Here is a 14,786-nt window from a genome sequence, read left to right as displayed (position 1 = left end):
TGATACTATAGAAAATATGGAAAACAATGGAGTAATTCGCGTTACAATAGCAGACGATCAGGAGCTTGTTCGTGCAGGATTTGCTATGGTAATTAACTCGCAGCAAGATATGCAAGTTGTTGCTCAAGCAGCGAATGGAAAACAAATAGTAGAGATTACAGAAAGAGATCATCCAGACATTATTCTTATGGACGTTCGCATGCCTGTAATGGACGGATTGGAAGCAACTCGCAAGATTCTGCAGCAAAAAACTAACGAAAATACTAAAATTATTATTCTGACAACTTTTGATTTAGACGAATATGTTATGGCTGCAATTCATGCTGGCGCTTCCGGGTTCCTTTTGAAAGATACTGAACCTGAAACTTTGCTTAATTCAATACGAACAGTGTATCAAGGAAACGCAATTATTGCTCCGACTGCTACGAAGCGTTTGATTGAAACTATGATTCAGCAAAGCAAAGTAGCAACAAATACTACAGAAAACAGTGCTGCGAATTATACCGCACAAGCAAGTTACGATGTACAAGCAAGTTCGACTGCGCAAACAAATCCGGATGTACAAGAAACACAAAGCTGCACATACGAAAATTCTGCTATTCCAGAACTTACTGATAGAGAACGCGAAGTTCTTGTTGAAATTGCTCACGGACTTTCAAATCAGGAAATTGCTGACAAACTATTTATTAGCTTGCCCACAGTAAAAACGCATGTTGCGCATATTTTAGGAAAAATCGATGCTAGAGACCGCGTTCAAGCTGTAGTTTTCGCTTACGAAAATGGCTTAGTTAAGCCGTAAAAAATATAAAATTGCGGCTGTTTATGCATAGACACAAATAGCCGCAATTTAGATTATCAACGTACCTAGTAGCCTTTTAATTTATGCTCTTGGAAGGCGACGGTGACGCATAACAGTCACGCCGGCAGCAGCAGCTCCAGAAATAGTTAATGCACCCAAAACGCCTAGCATTATAGTGCTAAGCATATTACCAGAAGACTTGTTTTCGCCTGCAACTTTAGCTTGAGCTTGTGGCTTATTGCTTTCAACAGGAGTCTTTTCTTCAACTTCCTCAACATCACCCTTGTTATTTTCAGGCTTCGTAGAGTTTTCTTCTGAAACCTGTGATTCGGTTGACTTGTTTGTTTTTGAAGTATTGTCTGTCGGAGTCACAGGCGAAGAAGAAGTATTAGCAGCAGCTGGAGCATGAGATTCGGCTGCAGAAGAAACCTTTTTAACTATTTCAACAACCGGAACTACTACTTTCTGAGTATTTGCATCAGAAGGCTTGGAGCTTGGCACTGCTGGAACCGCAGAAGCTGCAGGAACAACATGAGTTGAATTATTTTCAACTTGAACTGCTGGAACCGCAGGGGTTGCAGGAGCAGCAGGTGCCGACGGAACAGTAGGAACAGTAGGAACTGGTACTGTTGGAGCCGCAGAAGCTGGCGGCACAACCGGAGAATTAACAGATGGCACTGGAACCTTAGCTTTAGGAACCTCAGAAGCAGCATTTGATTGTGTATCGGATTCGGCAGGAGCAGCTACTTTCGGAGCAGATGCTACTGGAGGTGCAGGGACTGGAGCAGCATGCTCTTGAGATTCATTATCTTTTTTAGAATCAGAAGGTGCTGGAGCAGTAGGACCAGTCTGTTTTCCTGATTCTTTTGCCTCATTATTACCAGCAGAACTGTTACCACTTTGCTGATCTTTTTGATCTTTTTCCTTCTTCAATTGAGCTTTAAGAATAGTAACTTTAGCTTTAGCTTCCTCAAGATTCTTTTCCGCGTCCTTTAAAGAATCCTCAGCTTGCTTCTTTAAATCACTTTTCGCAGTTCTCTCCTGAATCTGATTGTTCTTAAATGTTTTAGCGCCTTCAAAGCCATTTCTTAATGACTTAATTTTTTCATCTAGTTTCTTTTTGTCGTCAACTAACTTATAGTTCTCAATAATATTATTAAGAAGCTTTGTTTCAGACTCTGCTTTCTTTACTTCAGAATCTTTACTGTTGGAAGCTTCAAGCTTACTAGCTACATCTTTTTTAGACTCATCAATTTGATCTTTAATTTTTTGAAGATCTTCACTTACTTTTTCAAATTCTTGCTTTGCATTCTGGAAAAGAACTTCTAATTCTTTCACAGTTTTTTCTTTAGCAGCAACAAGTTTCTTATTTTCTTCAACTTTTTTGCTAAGTGAAGTTTGATCATTAGAGACTTTTCTAAACTGCTCCGCTATAGAATAAATATTATCACCATCGTTTGGATCAACTTTTTCTAATGCGGATTCCAATTCACCGATTTTTGTATCATACTCTTTAATTTGAGCAGAATCACTTGCAATAGATTCATTAAGATTATCTACTTCTTTGTGAAGATCTGAAATCTGTGATTCATATTGTTTTATATTAGCTGCAGCTCTTTCTTTTGTTTGACTTTTTTCTTCTTCGTCACTTTGCAAAGCATCAAGAGCTAATTTTGCATGATCATATTGCTCTTTTAAAAGTTCATATGCGGCTTTTAATCCAATAAGCTCGTTATCCTTTTCTTCTTTGGATTTTTCAAATTCTGCAATTTTTACTTTTGCGGCTTCGGAATCCATTTTCAATGCATTTTCAGCTTCTAAAAGTTCCTTTCCCTTATCTTTCTCAACGTTTTCAAATCCTTTTTCAGTTTCAGAGATTTTACTTAAAAGATCGTCAAATTCTGCAACTTTTTTCTTATACTCTTCAATTTGAGCTTCTAATTGCTGAACCTGCTCTTCAGCTTTTTCAATTGCTTCTTCAGTAGATGCTTTTGCAGTCACCTCTGTTTGAGCTTGCGTATTTTGTACATCCTCAACAGCTTCTTGCGCCCATGCTGGCATTGGGCCTTGCAGGAACAAAACAAATCCTGCGATTGCTGCGGCAGATTTTTTCTTGACCGTTACCATATTTGTTACTCCTTGCTCGTAGCGGCCTTCATGTCTAACTTATGTCAGCAGTCATCCTTGAGCATAACAAAGGAATAAATACATTTTCAACGCTATTTATTCGGAATATTTCCGATAAAACTTGTCATAATGAATAATAATCGTATTATTTTTGAAGACCATTAATAAAAAATGCCAATTATGCACATAATATTATATAATTCGAATAGTTATACACAATAATTTTTAAAAAATAATAACAATATTACAAATTTTTTCAGAGTGTCGAAAAAGCCTAAGAAAAAGATAATGCCGATAAGTAAAATTTACATACCGGCATTATCTCTATTTTTTCTGCAACTTAACTTCTACAGACTATCTTTTCACATATGTTCTTACGAAATTTAGTCCTCCGCGAGCGCAACTACTGGCGAAGACTTTACTGCTCTACGAGCTGGAAGAACGCTGGAAAGAAGCGCTGCAAGCAAAGCGATTAGAGCAAGAACCGCGTAAATAGTCCAATCAATTACAAACGGAACTTTGCCAATTGCGCTAAACACCATGTAGGATCCAATCCACCCAAACGCTGTTCCAACAATCAAGCCAGAAACGGTGCTTGTTAAGGAAATCAACGTTGCTTCCAACGCAAGAGATCTTCTAACCTGTCCTCTTGTCATGCCGATTGCTCGCAAAGTTGCAGATTCTTTGGTTCGCTCAATAACAGACAAGCTTAATGTGTTTGCAACACCTATTAAAGCAATCACAACAGCTACTGCTATTAAGCCAACAAGCAACATCATCATTACGTCGATAGCACTTTCCCACTGCGCTCGCTGGAACACGCTTCCACCAGCCATAACCTCCGCATAGCTAGATGTAATATTTCTAATATTCTTAACAATATCTACAAGATTAGCTTTGCTAGAGTCTACCGAAATAAGCAGAATATGCGTTGTAGGCTTAAGGTAGTTATTGAAGTAAGATTTGCTCACAAAAGCAGTATTCCTTGAATATATATTGACATTCCTATACTTCTTAAACTGAACTTGCTTTACAGTAATGCTCTTATCGTTATTACTCGGGTCTGTATTCATTCCGGTAAATGGCGTAATATCATCACTGTCTGTTTCACCAGAACTGTACTTTTCTACATAAGCTTGTAGATTAAGGTTTCCTTTTTTAAGTTCAAAGGGTTCTCCCCCTTCTTCGTTAAACTTAGGCAAAAGCACAGAATCTTTGTTTATATTAACGCCATCAAGATCAGTGTGCATTACATTTTTAAGTTGATTTACATTATCAACTCCAGCTGCCATAGCATACTCAGTTTTGCCCTTAGCGTTCTTAAAAGTCATAGGAACTGCAGGAAGCAACTCAGTATGCTTTATTCCACTAATCTTTGAAATGTCGGCAGCTAAAGATTCATCAACATTCTTGCCTTGAATAATAATGTCAACACTGTAATGGTCATCAACAACACCTTTAAGAGTTGCTTTACCACAAATTGCGCCCGTTACTACTGTAGAAACAAGCGTTACTCCAATAAGCAAAGCTGTTCCAGTTGCTGCAACTCTTCTAGGATTTCTTTGCACGTTTGCATTAGCAACTTTAGACGCGGGCCCACAAAGCGCCATAATTGCTCCAGTTGCCTTCATAGCAAACGGCATCCAGAATGTTGCTGTAATAATAATGCCAATAAAAACAAGCGCACAACCAAACATTGCTCCAAGCAAAGTCATCCAAGAGTCAGAACCAGCAGTAGGCGACTTACCCGCAATCATGCTTGCCAAAGAAGTAGCACTTAAAGCCGTAGCTAAAATACCTACAACAATAAACAGAACGCCAAAAACAGCGCGAATAATGCTTGCACGCTTATCTTTAATCAAATCCATTGGTCGCAGCGCTTCCATAGGCGTTACTTTTGTAGCAGATCGAGCAGCACTCATAGATGCAAGAACTGTTACAATCGTGCCAATTGCTATTGGCCACACAATTGCCGGAAGTGAAACAATCAAAGGAATCTTAGATAACGGTCCAGAATTAATATTCACATTACTAATTGCGCCCATAAATCCGATTGCGCAAAGCACACCAACACCTGCAGAAATAACTCCAAGTATTGCAGCTTCAAGCAAAACTGCCGCATAAAGCTGGTGTGACTGTGCGCCGATTACGCGCAAAAGCGCAAGAGTTCGTCTACGCTGTGCAACTAATACTTGGAATGTGTTTGCTATAACAAGCGAAGAAATAAGCAACGCTAGGATACCAAAAGATAGCAAGAACATGGTTACAAAATTAGTGCCGTTAGACACATTTCGAACAGCTCTTACGCCAACTTCATGCCTAGACATAAGAGAGAATCTCGAAGGAAGCAAAGAGTTAATCTTAGGAGATAAATCGTTTATTTTAGATTCATCAATACTCATGTACACTTTGCTTTGCACAACTTCATTGTCAAAATTCTTAAGATTGTTGAGTTTTGCACAAAAATCATTCGTTACTCCACCAAGATACGTGCCGCGATTTGAAACTGGTATTTGAGAATGTTCTCCATCGTCTACAAGACCAACCACACGAACATCGTACGATTTTTCTTTATCTCCGCCAGTGTCATCTACTTTAACCAAAGTTATAGTATCGCCAATGTTTGCATGTATTGATTTTGCAATACTTTTAATAAGCGTAATTTCGCCTATTTTTTGCGGATCTCTACCTTCTGTTGATTTATAAACAGGAAGATTTCCATACAAACCACTAGACCAAGCAATACTTGTAACTGATTTATCACCTTTTTCCACTCTTACAAGCGCAGTCGCATCGTCACTACGAATACCGTTGATACCAGGCATCTTCGATATTTTGTCTAAATGAAGGTCTTTGTAATGAATTTCACTACTCGGAGAGCTGTTAGGATTTTTAAATGAGATTGCATAATTTGCGCTACCGAATTCATTTGTTGCGTTACGAACCATCAAGTCATCAACGCTGTTTGCAAAAAGCAAAGTAGCGCTCATAAACATGCTGCCTATAAGAATTGCAATTCCAGAGGCGATTAGCATGCGCACGCTTTTACGCATAAGTTTTAGTGCGATTTTCCACATTCTAACTTCACCACCTTTTATTGCAATTGAGCAGGCTGATTATTAACGCCAGCCTCGCTGCGTTCCATAAGCATCTTGCTCATTCCTTCTGCAGTAGGATTTTGCACGTCTTCAACGATTTGACCATCTGCAAACACGATTGCTCGATCCGCATAAGACGCTGCAACAGCGTCGTGAGTAACCATAATCACAGTTTGACCAAGTTCCGTTACAGACTTCTTCAAAAAATGCAAAACTTCTGAGCTGGAAGCAGAGTCAAGATTACCGGTAGGCTCATCCGCAAAAACTACGGAAGGCTTAGAGATTAAAGCTCGAGCAATTGCAACGCGTTGTCGCTGACCGCCAGAAAGCTCAGCAGGCCTATGCTTTAAGCGATCTTGCAAGCCAAGAGTTAAAACCAAAGTATTAAACCATTGCTTATCTGGCTTTTTGCCTGCCAAAGTAAGAGGCATAAGAATATTTTGCTCAGCACTAAACATTGGAAGAAGATTAAAACTTTGGAAAATGAACCCAACCATTTCGCGTCGCATAAGCGTAAGCTGTTTATCGCTCATTCCTGTAATATCTAGGCCATCTACCAAAACTTTTCCAGAATTAACGCTGTCAAGACCAGCCAAAGAATGCATTAAAGTTGACTTTCCAGAGCCAGACGGGCCCATAATCGCAGTGAACTTGCCGCGCTCAAAGCTAACACTAACGTCTCGCAAAGCGTGAACAATGCCTGCACCCTTGCCAAAATCTTTAACAACATGCAAAGCTGCAACTGCCGTCTCACCAATCAAGTTTTGGTTAAAATCTGCTCTAAAATCTAAAGCATTTTCTTGCTCGTATGAGCTTGTTTCGTACGGACTGTTCATAAATGCTCCTTTTCTTAAAAAGTAGTAATCGCATAGTTATCTACTGCTAATACTTAAATTTACGTGAAAAGACTGCTGGTTACTATCGTGCGTAAGGCGGAAATTATTGAGAAAAAATTAGCATCTCATCCTAAAGTATGATGCGTAAATTTACATAATGTATAAAAAATCGGAGCACATACAAATACGAATGCGCTCCGAATAAAATGGTAATGGATCTTCAGGAATATTTTTAATTAATAATTTTTTACTTTGCTTTCTCTTTTCTATTTAAGCAAGTCCTGCTTTACGAACAGCGTCAAATCCGCGCTGCAAATCGGCAAGAATATCGTCAATATGTTCAGTTCCAATAGACAAACGAATAGTGCCTTCATGAATGCCTTGATCTTCCAATTCTTCAGGAGTTTCCTGAGAGTGCGTAGTAGATGCAGGGTGAATAACCAATGACTTTACGTCAGCAACGTTTGCAAGAAGCGAGAAAAGCTGTAAATTGTCAATAAATACGCGAGCTGCATCCCTTCCACCTTTAATATCAAACGTAAAAATAGAGCCTCCACCATTCGGGAAGTAGCGCTTATAAAGCTCGTGATCAGAACGACCTTCAATAGAAGGATGACTTACAGATTCAACTTCTGGCACAGTTTGCAAATATTTCACAACTTTCAACGCATTCTCAACGTGACGCTCAACACGCAAACTCAAAGTTTCCGTGCCTTGCAAAAGCAAGAATGCAGCAAACGGGCTAATGCAAGCGCCAGTATCGCGCAAAATAATCGCACGAATACGAGTCACAAAAGCCACAGATCCTAAAGCATCATAGAAGTTCAAACCATGATAGCTAGGGTCAGCTTCAGTAAGAGTTGGGAATTTTCCAGGGACTTTAGCCCAATCAAAATTGCCGCCTTCAACAATAATGCCACCAAGAGTTGTGCCATGGCCGCCAATAAACTTCGTAGCAGACTCAACTACAATATCTGCACCATGCTCAAGCGGACGGAACAAGTATGCAGTTGCAAAAGTGTTGTCAACAAAAACAGGAAGATTGTGGCGATGCGCAATCTCGGAAATAGCCTCAAAATCAGGCAAATCAGCATTAGGATTACCAAAAGTTTCAAAGTACACGAGCTTCGTATTCGGCTGAATTGCATCCTCGAAGTTCTGAGGATTCTTAGGATCCACAAAAGTAGTTGTTACACCATCTCGAGGAAGAGTATGACGAAGAAGGTTATAAGTTCCACCATACACATTCTTTGAAGACACAATGTGATCGCCCTGCTGAGTGATGTTACGAATAGCATAGTCTACAGCTGCCGCACCAGAAGCAACAGCCAAAGCTGCAGTTCCACCTTCAAGAGCTGCAATTCTACGCTCAAAAACATCTTGAGTAGAATTCGTCAAACGGCCATAAATATTTCCAGCGTCACGCAAATCAAAACGAGCAGCGGCATGATCAAAATCGTGGAACACGTAGCTCGTCGTTTGATAAATAGGAACTGCACGAGAATCAGTTGCCGGATCCGCCTGCTCTTGACCAACATGCAACTGCAAGGTTTCAAAATGATACTTTCCTTGCGTTTCTTCAATATCGCTCATAATACCCCTCCAGTTTTGCGACTTTTTCAAACAGTAGATTAGTTTGCTTCAGCTCACTTTGCGCATCCACTTACTTTTCCGTTTTCTGTTTACATATTTATTTAAGTGATAACGACAATATGCCACTATGGTTCATTCGTACATACCTGCGGTTATCAAAATTAGCTATAACGAATTAACAGTTTGCAAAAAATAGCGAAATCTGTTTTAGAAAAATACAGAAAATATACTGAATTTCTAATACAACACGCCGTATGCAGCTTTTATCCACAATGCTTAAAAAATCTGGATTACTGCTCAATAAGCACAGAAAATAGCAGCATGATTACACAAAAACACATTATTGACGATGAAATTATCTCGCTTGACGAGATTGACGACGCTGAGACTGCTCAAGTATTTTTGCAAGAAAAACTTGAACAAGTGTCCAACGAGCTTCAAGATGATTCTCTTGAAAGTAAAGAGTTGGGAAAACTGGGAGAAACATACGCAGCTTTGCGACTCATACAAAAAGGGTGGCACATTATTGACCGAAACTGGCATTGCCGTAATGGAGAGCTAGATTTGGTGATGATTACTCCAGAACAAAAATTGGTATTCGTTGAAGTAAAAACTCGAAGAAGCGTACGTTGTGGCACTCCACTTGAAGCAATTACTCAAGAAAAATGTAGCAAATTACGTACAACTGGTATGAAATGGCTGGAAGAATTCGGAAGCGACATACCTCATTACCGTATTCGATTTGACGCTGTATCAATTCTTATTATTAACAAATACACTTATCCAGATTCTGCATATGAATTGCAATCTTTGGAAGAAATTGAAGATAATTCATCAATCCAATTCAAGCATGTTCAAGGAGCATTCTAATGCATATTGGAAACGCAACATCAATAGGACTTATTGGTCTTAAAGCTTTTACTATTCATCTGCAAGCTTTTATATCTGGAAATATGCCAAACTTTTCTATTATCGGCTTACCTGACACTTCATTAAGCGAAGCAAGAGAGCGCGTTAAATCAGCTCATTTTGCGTTGCATTGTAAATGGCCTGAAGGAAGGGTAACAGTAAACTTATCACCTGCTTCAATGCCAAAAAGCGGAGCATCATACGATTTAGCTATCGCGGCAAGCATACTAAGCGCAGAAAAGTATATTCCACTTACAGAATTAGAAAATACAGTTATTTTAGGAGAACTAAATCTTGACGGGACAGTATTACCTATTCAAGGCATTCTTCCTATTGCACTTTACGCAAAAAAGATGCATTTTAAACGAATGCTTATTCCGCAAGAAAATCTTGCCGAAGCGCAACTTGTAGATGGAATTGAATCTATTGGAATACACCATATTTTAGATTTAGTGACGCAATTGCATGGCAGTTTGAGCGAAGAATCACTCAAGCTTATTGAAGAAGACCCTGCGTATAAACATATGCAAGTCCTTGAACGAAATGGAAATTATAACAATGGAGAAGAAGATTATAATTCGTCAATTCACGAAGAAAGCACTTCTCCACTACAAATTGAACCAAAATATGAAATTGGAGATATGTCTGAAGTAATAGGACAAGAACATACAAAATGGGCTCTACAAGTTGCTGCAGCTGGAGGGCATCACGTAATGATGATTGGGCCTCCAGGATCTGGGAAAACCATGCTAGCTTCACGAATACCAAGCATTATGTGTCCACTTAACGAACAAGAACAGCTTGAGGTTGCTTCAATTCGTTCACTTTGTGGAACACTACCCTATTACGGAATTAGCAATATTCCACCATTTGAAGCACCTCACCATACTGCTTCAGCAGCTTCTCTTATCGGAGGAGGAACAGGAGTTGCAAAACCTGGGATTATTACTAGAGCACATTGCGGAGTGCTGTTTATGGATGAAGCTCCAGAGTTTTCTCCTAGAGTATTGCAAACCCTAAGAGAACCATTGGAATCAGGGCATATTGCTATTTCTCGTTCAAAAGGGACAACTCTTTATCCAGCTAAATTCCAGCTTGTTATTGCTGCAAATCCTTGTCCTTGCGGATACGCATACGGAAATGGAGAACGATGTACTTGCAAAGAGCGCGAAAGAGCACGATATTTTTCACGCCTTTCAGGTCCAATTCTTGACCGTATTGATATTCAAATGGATGTGCCTCCGGTAGAACGAATTATTATTTCAAACCATCATCAAAACAATGTACAAAACACAGTTAAAAACACGTATCTAAATAGCAAAACAATGCGAGATAACGTAATAGAAGCTCGTAAAATTGCTCGAGACCGTTTTATAAAACAAGGTTGGGATTGCAACGCACAAGCATCTGGAACGTGGCTTAGAAAATACACTTCACAGCAAGCTGTAGGACTTATCAACCGTGCATTAGAAAAGCATCAACTGAGTTTGCGCGGAGCAGATAGAGCATTGCGACTCGCGTGGACGCTTACTGATCTTTCTGGACACACTTCACCAGACATGACAGACATTGCACAAGCTATCAGTTTAAGGACACGAATATGAATACTAAGAACATAAACAACACGGATAACACTGAAGAAACCATTAGTGTACCTAGCGATTTTTCTTCACCAGACGAAGAAACAATATCTCGTGCAATACTTACATTCTGCCTTGAAGGAGCGGATGCAATTATGTACACGCTACTATTGGGATCTAAAAGCGCTAAAGAAATTGTTTCAATATTAAAAACAATTGTGAAAAATTATACGAAACAACAATCAACAGGCTCAGCTCAACAAATGCAACTTCCAATTATTAGTGAAGTAGCAGATCAAGAAAACGATGCCAATTCTAAAACTTTTAGTTCAAGAAAACGTAACAAAAATCAAGAATTAGTATCTACAATGTTAAGTTTCATAAAAAACCATAAAGAACTTACACTCTTAGAAAATTATTTCAAGAAGGGCTTAACAGCGTGGGGTTATCACAACAATAATGCGCCTAAGTCTTTAGAAGTGTTACACAATTCTATTTCAAAATGGTGCGTTCGATTATTGCATTTACCAACATGGAATAATGAATCACTATGTCAATGGTTCACTTCTGGCGGAAAGCAATGGATTATTGCACCACACAGCAAATATTGGCCGAAACAATTACAAGATTTGGCTTTTCAGAGTCATTTCTCACCACCTTTATGCTTGTGGGGTGTAGGGAATCCACAAGCATTAACACAATGTCATAATCCACTTGCTATTGTTGGCTCACGCTCTTGCACAGACTACGGAAGAGAACTTGCATATCAATTTGCTTATGATTGCGCTTCGAAAGGTCATACTGTTATTTCTGGTGGAGCGTACGGAATTGATGCAGCAGCACATTGGGGCGCATTAGATGCACAAGATGTAGATGAAAATAAGCCTACAGGAAAAACCATTGCTGTATTTGCTGGAGGATTAAATCATATGGGACCCAGATGCAATTATCAGCTTTTTGAACAAATTATTGCAAAAGGCGGAGCGTGTATTAGCGAACTATGCCCAGATACAACACCTGTAGGCCACAGATTTTTATTACGAAATAGAATTATTGCAGCTCTAGCATCAAAAATTATAGTTGCTCAAGCAAGATTACAATCCGGAGCGCTAAATACTGCAACATGGGCAACTGATTTAAATCGCGAACTATACGCTATACCAGGAGATATCAATCAGCCTAATAACGCAGGATGCAACAAGCTAATACACGATTCACAAGCTATAATATTGTGTTCAACTCAAGATATAGATATTCTGTTTCCTCAATCTCATCATTACTTTGCTTATTCTCAACCTAAACCAGAAAAATTAAGTATAGACTATAAAAATTATGACAATACGCAAAAACTAATTATCGACGCAATTACAACATGCAAACGCAAACGCGAACTTGCAAATGTTGACAGAATATACGAAATAATAAAAGCTTCTTACAAAGAAAAACAATTAGATTACATACCATCTATTGCTGAAATTTCTGGGAAAATTGCATTGCTAGAATTGGAAGGAATTATTGTACAAAATAAAGAAAATTTAACATTATCACAGCAAAAAGTAGCGTAAAATAACGCGCCCAATACAAGATATGTGAGAAAATAAAAGTATGCAATCAAGCGAATACTACGATGTTATTATTGTTGGCGCTGGAGCTGCAGGATTATCTGCAGCACTAGGATTAATTAAATCCGAAGAATACACATGCATGAAAAAAGAAGGAAAAACACCATCAATTTTAGTGATTTCTAAAGTGCCAGCATTGCGTTCACACACTGGTTCTGCTGAAGGAGGTATAGCAGCAAGCCTTGGAAATGTTGAACAAGACAAATGGCAATGGCATTATTATGACACAGTTCATGGCGGAGATTGGCTAAGCGATCAAGATGCAGCAAAGCTACTTGCAAAAGAAGCGCCGAAAACAGTTATTCAACTTGAACATGATGGCGTAGCATTTTCTCGAACGCAAAATGGATATATTAATCAACGCCGTTTTGGTGGACATACTGCTAATTTTGGCAAGAATCCAATTGAACGTGCGGCTTTTGCTGCAGATCGTATTGGCCACCAAATTTTGCATAGCTTATGGCAACAATGTGTTTCCGAGAATATTGTATTTGCTGAAGATTGTTACGTAACAGATGTTGCTATAAACGATCAAACTATGAGCGTTGAAGGAATTGTTGCATTTGATTTATCTGCAGGAAACTTGCGAGCAATAAGGTCTAGATTCTTACTTTTAGCTACAGGCGGATCGGGAAGATTATTTGCAACAACATCCAATTCGTGGGATTTAACAGGCGATGGCATGGCTTTAGCTCTAAAAGCAGGATTACAACTTGAAGACTGCGAGTTCATTCAATTCCACCCTACTGGACTAGCTCATACTGGTATTCTGCTTTCAGAAGCAGCAAGAGCTGAAGGCGGCGTGCTTAGGAACTCAAATGGCGAAGCTTTTATGAAAAAATACGATGAAGTACATGCAGATTTAGCTCCAAGAGATGTTGTTTCTCGTGCAATTGCCAAAGAAATTCGCGAAGGCAGAGGTGTAAACGATTCAACAACTACGCAACAAAGTAATTCGCATAACGATTGTGTTTGGCTAGATATGACACATATCAGCCGAGAAAATATGTTAGGATACTTGCCACAAGTTACAGAAACTATTGAAAAATATGCTCATCTTGACCCAACTTGCGATTTAGTCCCAATTCGCCCTACAGCTCACTACACAATGGGCGGAATACCGATAACTTTGAATGGAAAAGTATATAGATGGCAAAATAACAACCAAAATATTGTTTATGGTTTATACGCTGCCGGAGAATGCTCATGCGTAGGAGTGCACGGAGCTAATCGATTAGGAGGAAACTCCTTGCTTGACGCATGCCTTTTTGGAAATCGTGCGGGAGCAACAATAGCAAAGGAATTGAAAAACTTAAACAAGGATGATGAAACTAACAGTAACGAAATCAATGAAACGAACGAAACGAACGAAACCAATAAAACTATCTCAAGTAATGTTGCACTACAAGTCTTATATAAACAAAGAAATAATGAACTTAATCAGCTTATGGAAACGAGTGCGAAGCAAGTTACAGATTTTACAGACAACAGTTATAACGACGAATCTTCACAAATAGAAGAAGATAATCCTTATAAATTATTTGCAGATTTAGGAAAAATCATGGAAAACGCTGTTGCAATATCATGCGACGAACAATCAATTAAGAAAGCACTCAATGACATACAAGAATTTATAGATCCTAAAATTCAGTCATTACACATTCATAGCGATAATTTAGTTTTTAACCAAGAAATTACTGCAATATGGGAAATAAAGAACATGTCACTACTTGCAAAAGCAGTATTACAATCTTCACTTGCTAGACATGAATCTAGAGGTGCTTTCTTTAGAAGAGACTATCCAAAACATGATATTTCTTCATTGCCACAACACTCGTTCATTGACTTTGATGGAAACTTGGCAAAAAAGCCAGTGAATGTTATTGATTTTAAACAAGATAGTAAAGGAGATTTTTATACTGAAAATAGCATAATTTAAAACTATTATTACTATTTTCATATATAAATATTTTGAAAATTCGTAATTTTTTCAACACGCCGAAGCGAAGAAGAAAAAAAGATGTTATAGTCTTATCTGTTGTCTAAAACACCTGTCCGGGTGGCGGAATGGTAGACGCGCTAGCTTGAGGTGCTAGTGCCTATTTGTTACAGGCGTGCGGGTTCAACTCCCGCTCCGGACACGAAAAAACCTTGCTGGAAAGCCAGCAAGGTTTTATTGTTTTCTAACGCAAAAAAGGTGTTAGCTAAGAAGATCATCTTAG

Annotated in this window: 9 protein-coding genes and 1 tRNA gene; 6 read left to right on the top strand and 4 right to left on the bottom strand. The window is 38.8% G+C overall.

Annotated elements, in window-relative coordinates:
* Positions 1–16 precede the first annotated feature (16 nt).
* Complete coding sequence (locus HXT50_RS01260) at positions 17–799, top strand: response regulator (RefSeq protein ID WP_004106900.1); 783 nt, start codon at positions 17–19, stop codon at positions 797–799.
* An 81-nt stretch (positions 800–880) separates the two neighbouring features.
* Here the strand turns inward: HXT50_RS01260 and HXT50_RS01255 are convergent, their stop codons facing one another.
* The 4 genes from HXT50_RS01255 to HXT50_RS01240 all read right to left on the bottom strand — a co-directional run bounded on the left by HXT50_RS01255 (position 881) and on the right by HXT50_RS01240 (position 8,453).
* Positions 881–2,926 (bottom strand): chromosome partitioning protein ParA, encoded by a 2,046-nt coding sequence (locus HXT50_RS01255; protein ID WP_421776923.1) that lies wholly within the window; start codon positions 2,924–2,926, stop codon positions 881–883.
* A 383-nt stretch (positions 2,927–3,309) separates the two neighbouring features.
* Entirely contained in the window at positions 3,310–6,003 is a 2,694-nt protein-coding gene (locus HXT50_RS01250; RefSeq protein ID WP_116442686.1) for an FtsX-like permease family protein, read from the bottom strand.
* Positions 6,004–6,020: 17 nt separating this feature from the next.
* On the bottom strand, positions 6,021–6,860 hold the full coding sequence (locus HXT50_RS01245; RefSeq protein WP_004106907.1) for an ABC transporter ATP-binding protein: 840 nt from the start codon (positions 6,858–6,860) through the stop codon (positions 6,021–6,023).
* 270 nt (positions 6,861–7,130) lie between these two features.
* Entirely contained in the window at positions 7,131–8,453 is a 1,323-nt protein-coding gene (locus HXT50_RS01240) for an O-acetylhomoserine aminocarboxypropyltransferase/cysteine synthase family protein (RefSeq protein ID WP_004119343.1), read from the bottom strand.
* Positions 8,454–8,774: 321 nt separating this feature from the next.
* On the opposite strand from HXT50_RS01240, the gene HXT50_RS01235 reads away from it, so the two are divergent.
* The 5 genes from HXT50_RS01235 (at position 8,775) to HXT50_RS01215 (ending at position 14,705) form a co-directional block, all read left to right on the top strand.
* Positions 8,775–9,323 (top strand): YraN family protein, encoded by a 549-nt coding sequence (locus HXT50_RS01235; RefSeq protein ID WP_004119341.1) that lies wholly within the window; start codon positions 8,775–8,777, stop codon positions 9,321–9,323.
* Positions 9,323–10,966: a YifB family Mg chelatase-like AAA ATPase gene (locus HXT50_RS01230; RefSeq protein ID WP_004119339.1), complete on the top strand. Its 1,644-nt coding sequence runs from the start codon at positions 9,323–9,325 to the stop codon at positions 10,964–10,966. The genes HXT50_RS01235 and HXT50_RS01230 overlap by 1 nt, the downstream gene beginning before the upstream one ends.
* The gene (gene dprA / locus HXT50_RS01225) at positions 10,963–12,507 is read left to right on the top strand and encodes a DNA-processing protein DprA (protein WP_004119336.1); all 1,545 of its coding nucleotides are present in this window, start codon (positions 10,963–10,965) and stop codon (positions 12,505–12,507) included. The genes HXT50_RS01230 and dprA overlap by 4 nt, the downstream gene beginning before the upstream one ends.
* A gap of 40 nt (positions 12,508–12,547) precedes the next feature.
* On the top strand, positions 12,548–14,503 hold the full coding sequence (locus HXT50_RS01220) for an FAD-binding protein (protein WP_421776922.1): 1,956 nt from the start codon (positions 12,548–12,550) through the stop codon (positions 14,501–14,503).
* Positions 14,504–14,617: 114 nt separating this feature from the next.
* Positions 14,618–14,705, top strand: a tRNA-Leu gene (locus HXT50_RS01215).
* The last annotated feature ends 81 nt before the right edge of the window (positions 14,706–14,786 follow it).

Origin of the sequence: Gardnerella sp. KA00243 (assembly GCF_049244105.1) — a bacterium.
Classification (GTDB): domain Bacteria; phylum Actinomycetota; class Actinomycetes; order Actinomycetales; family Bifidobacteriaceae; genus Bifidobacterium; species Bifidobacterium leopoldii.
This window is presented reverse-complemented; position numbering and strand designations above follow the sequence as displayed.

Bases quoted from the DNA above. Each gene is read 5' to 3' on its own strand.
- HXT50_RS01260 (WP_004106900.1), top strand. From the start codon at position 17: ATGGAAAACAATGGAGTAATTCGCGTTACAATAGCAGACGATCAGGAG.
- HXT50_RS01255 (WP_421776923.1), bottom strand. From the start codon at position 2,926: ATGGTAACGGTCAAGAAAAAATCTGCCGCAGCAATCGCAGGATTTGTT.
- HXT50_RS01250 (WP_116442686.1), bottom strand. From the start codon at position 6,003: ATGTGGAAAATCGCACTAAAACTTATGCGTAAAAGCGTGCGCATGCTA.
- HXT50_RS01245 (WP_004106907.1), bottom strand. From the start codon at position 6,860: ATGAACAGTCCGTACGAAACAAGCTCATACGAGCAAGAAAATGCTTTA.
- HXT50_RS01240 (WP_004119343.1), bottom strand. From the start codon at position 8,453: ATGAGCGATATTGAAGAAACGCAAGGAAAGTATCATTTTGAAACCTTG.
- HXT50_RS01235 (WP_004119341.1), top strand. From the start codon at position 8,775: ATGATTACACAAAAACACATTATTGACGATGAAATTATCTCGCTTGAC.
- HXT50_RS01230 (WP_004119339.1), top strand. From the start codon at position 9,323: ATGCATATTGGAAACGCAACATCAATAGGACTTATTGGTCTTAAAGCT.
- dprA (WP_004119336.1), top strand. From the start codon at position 10,963: ATGAATACTAAGAACATAAACAACACGGATAACACTGAAGAAACCATT.
- HXT50_RS01220 (WP_421776922.1), top strand. From the start codon at position 12,548: ATGCAATCAAGCGAATACTACGATGTTATTATTGTTGGCGCTGGAGCT.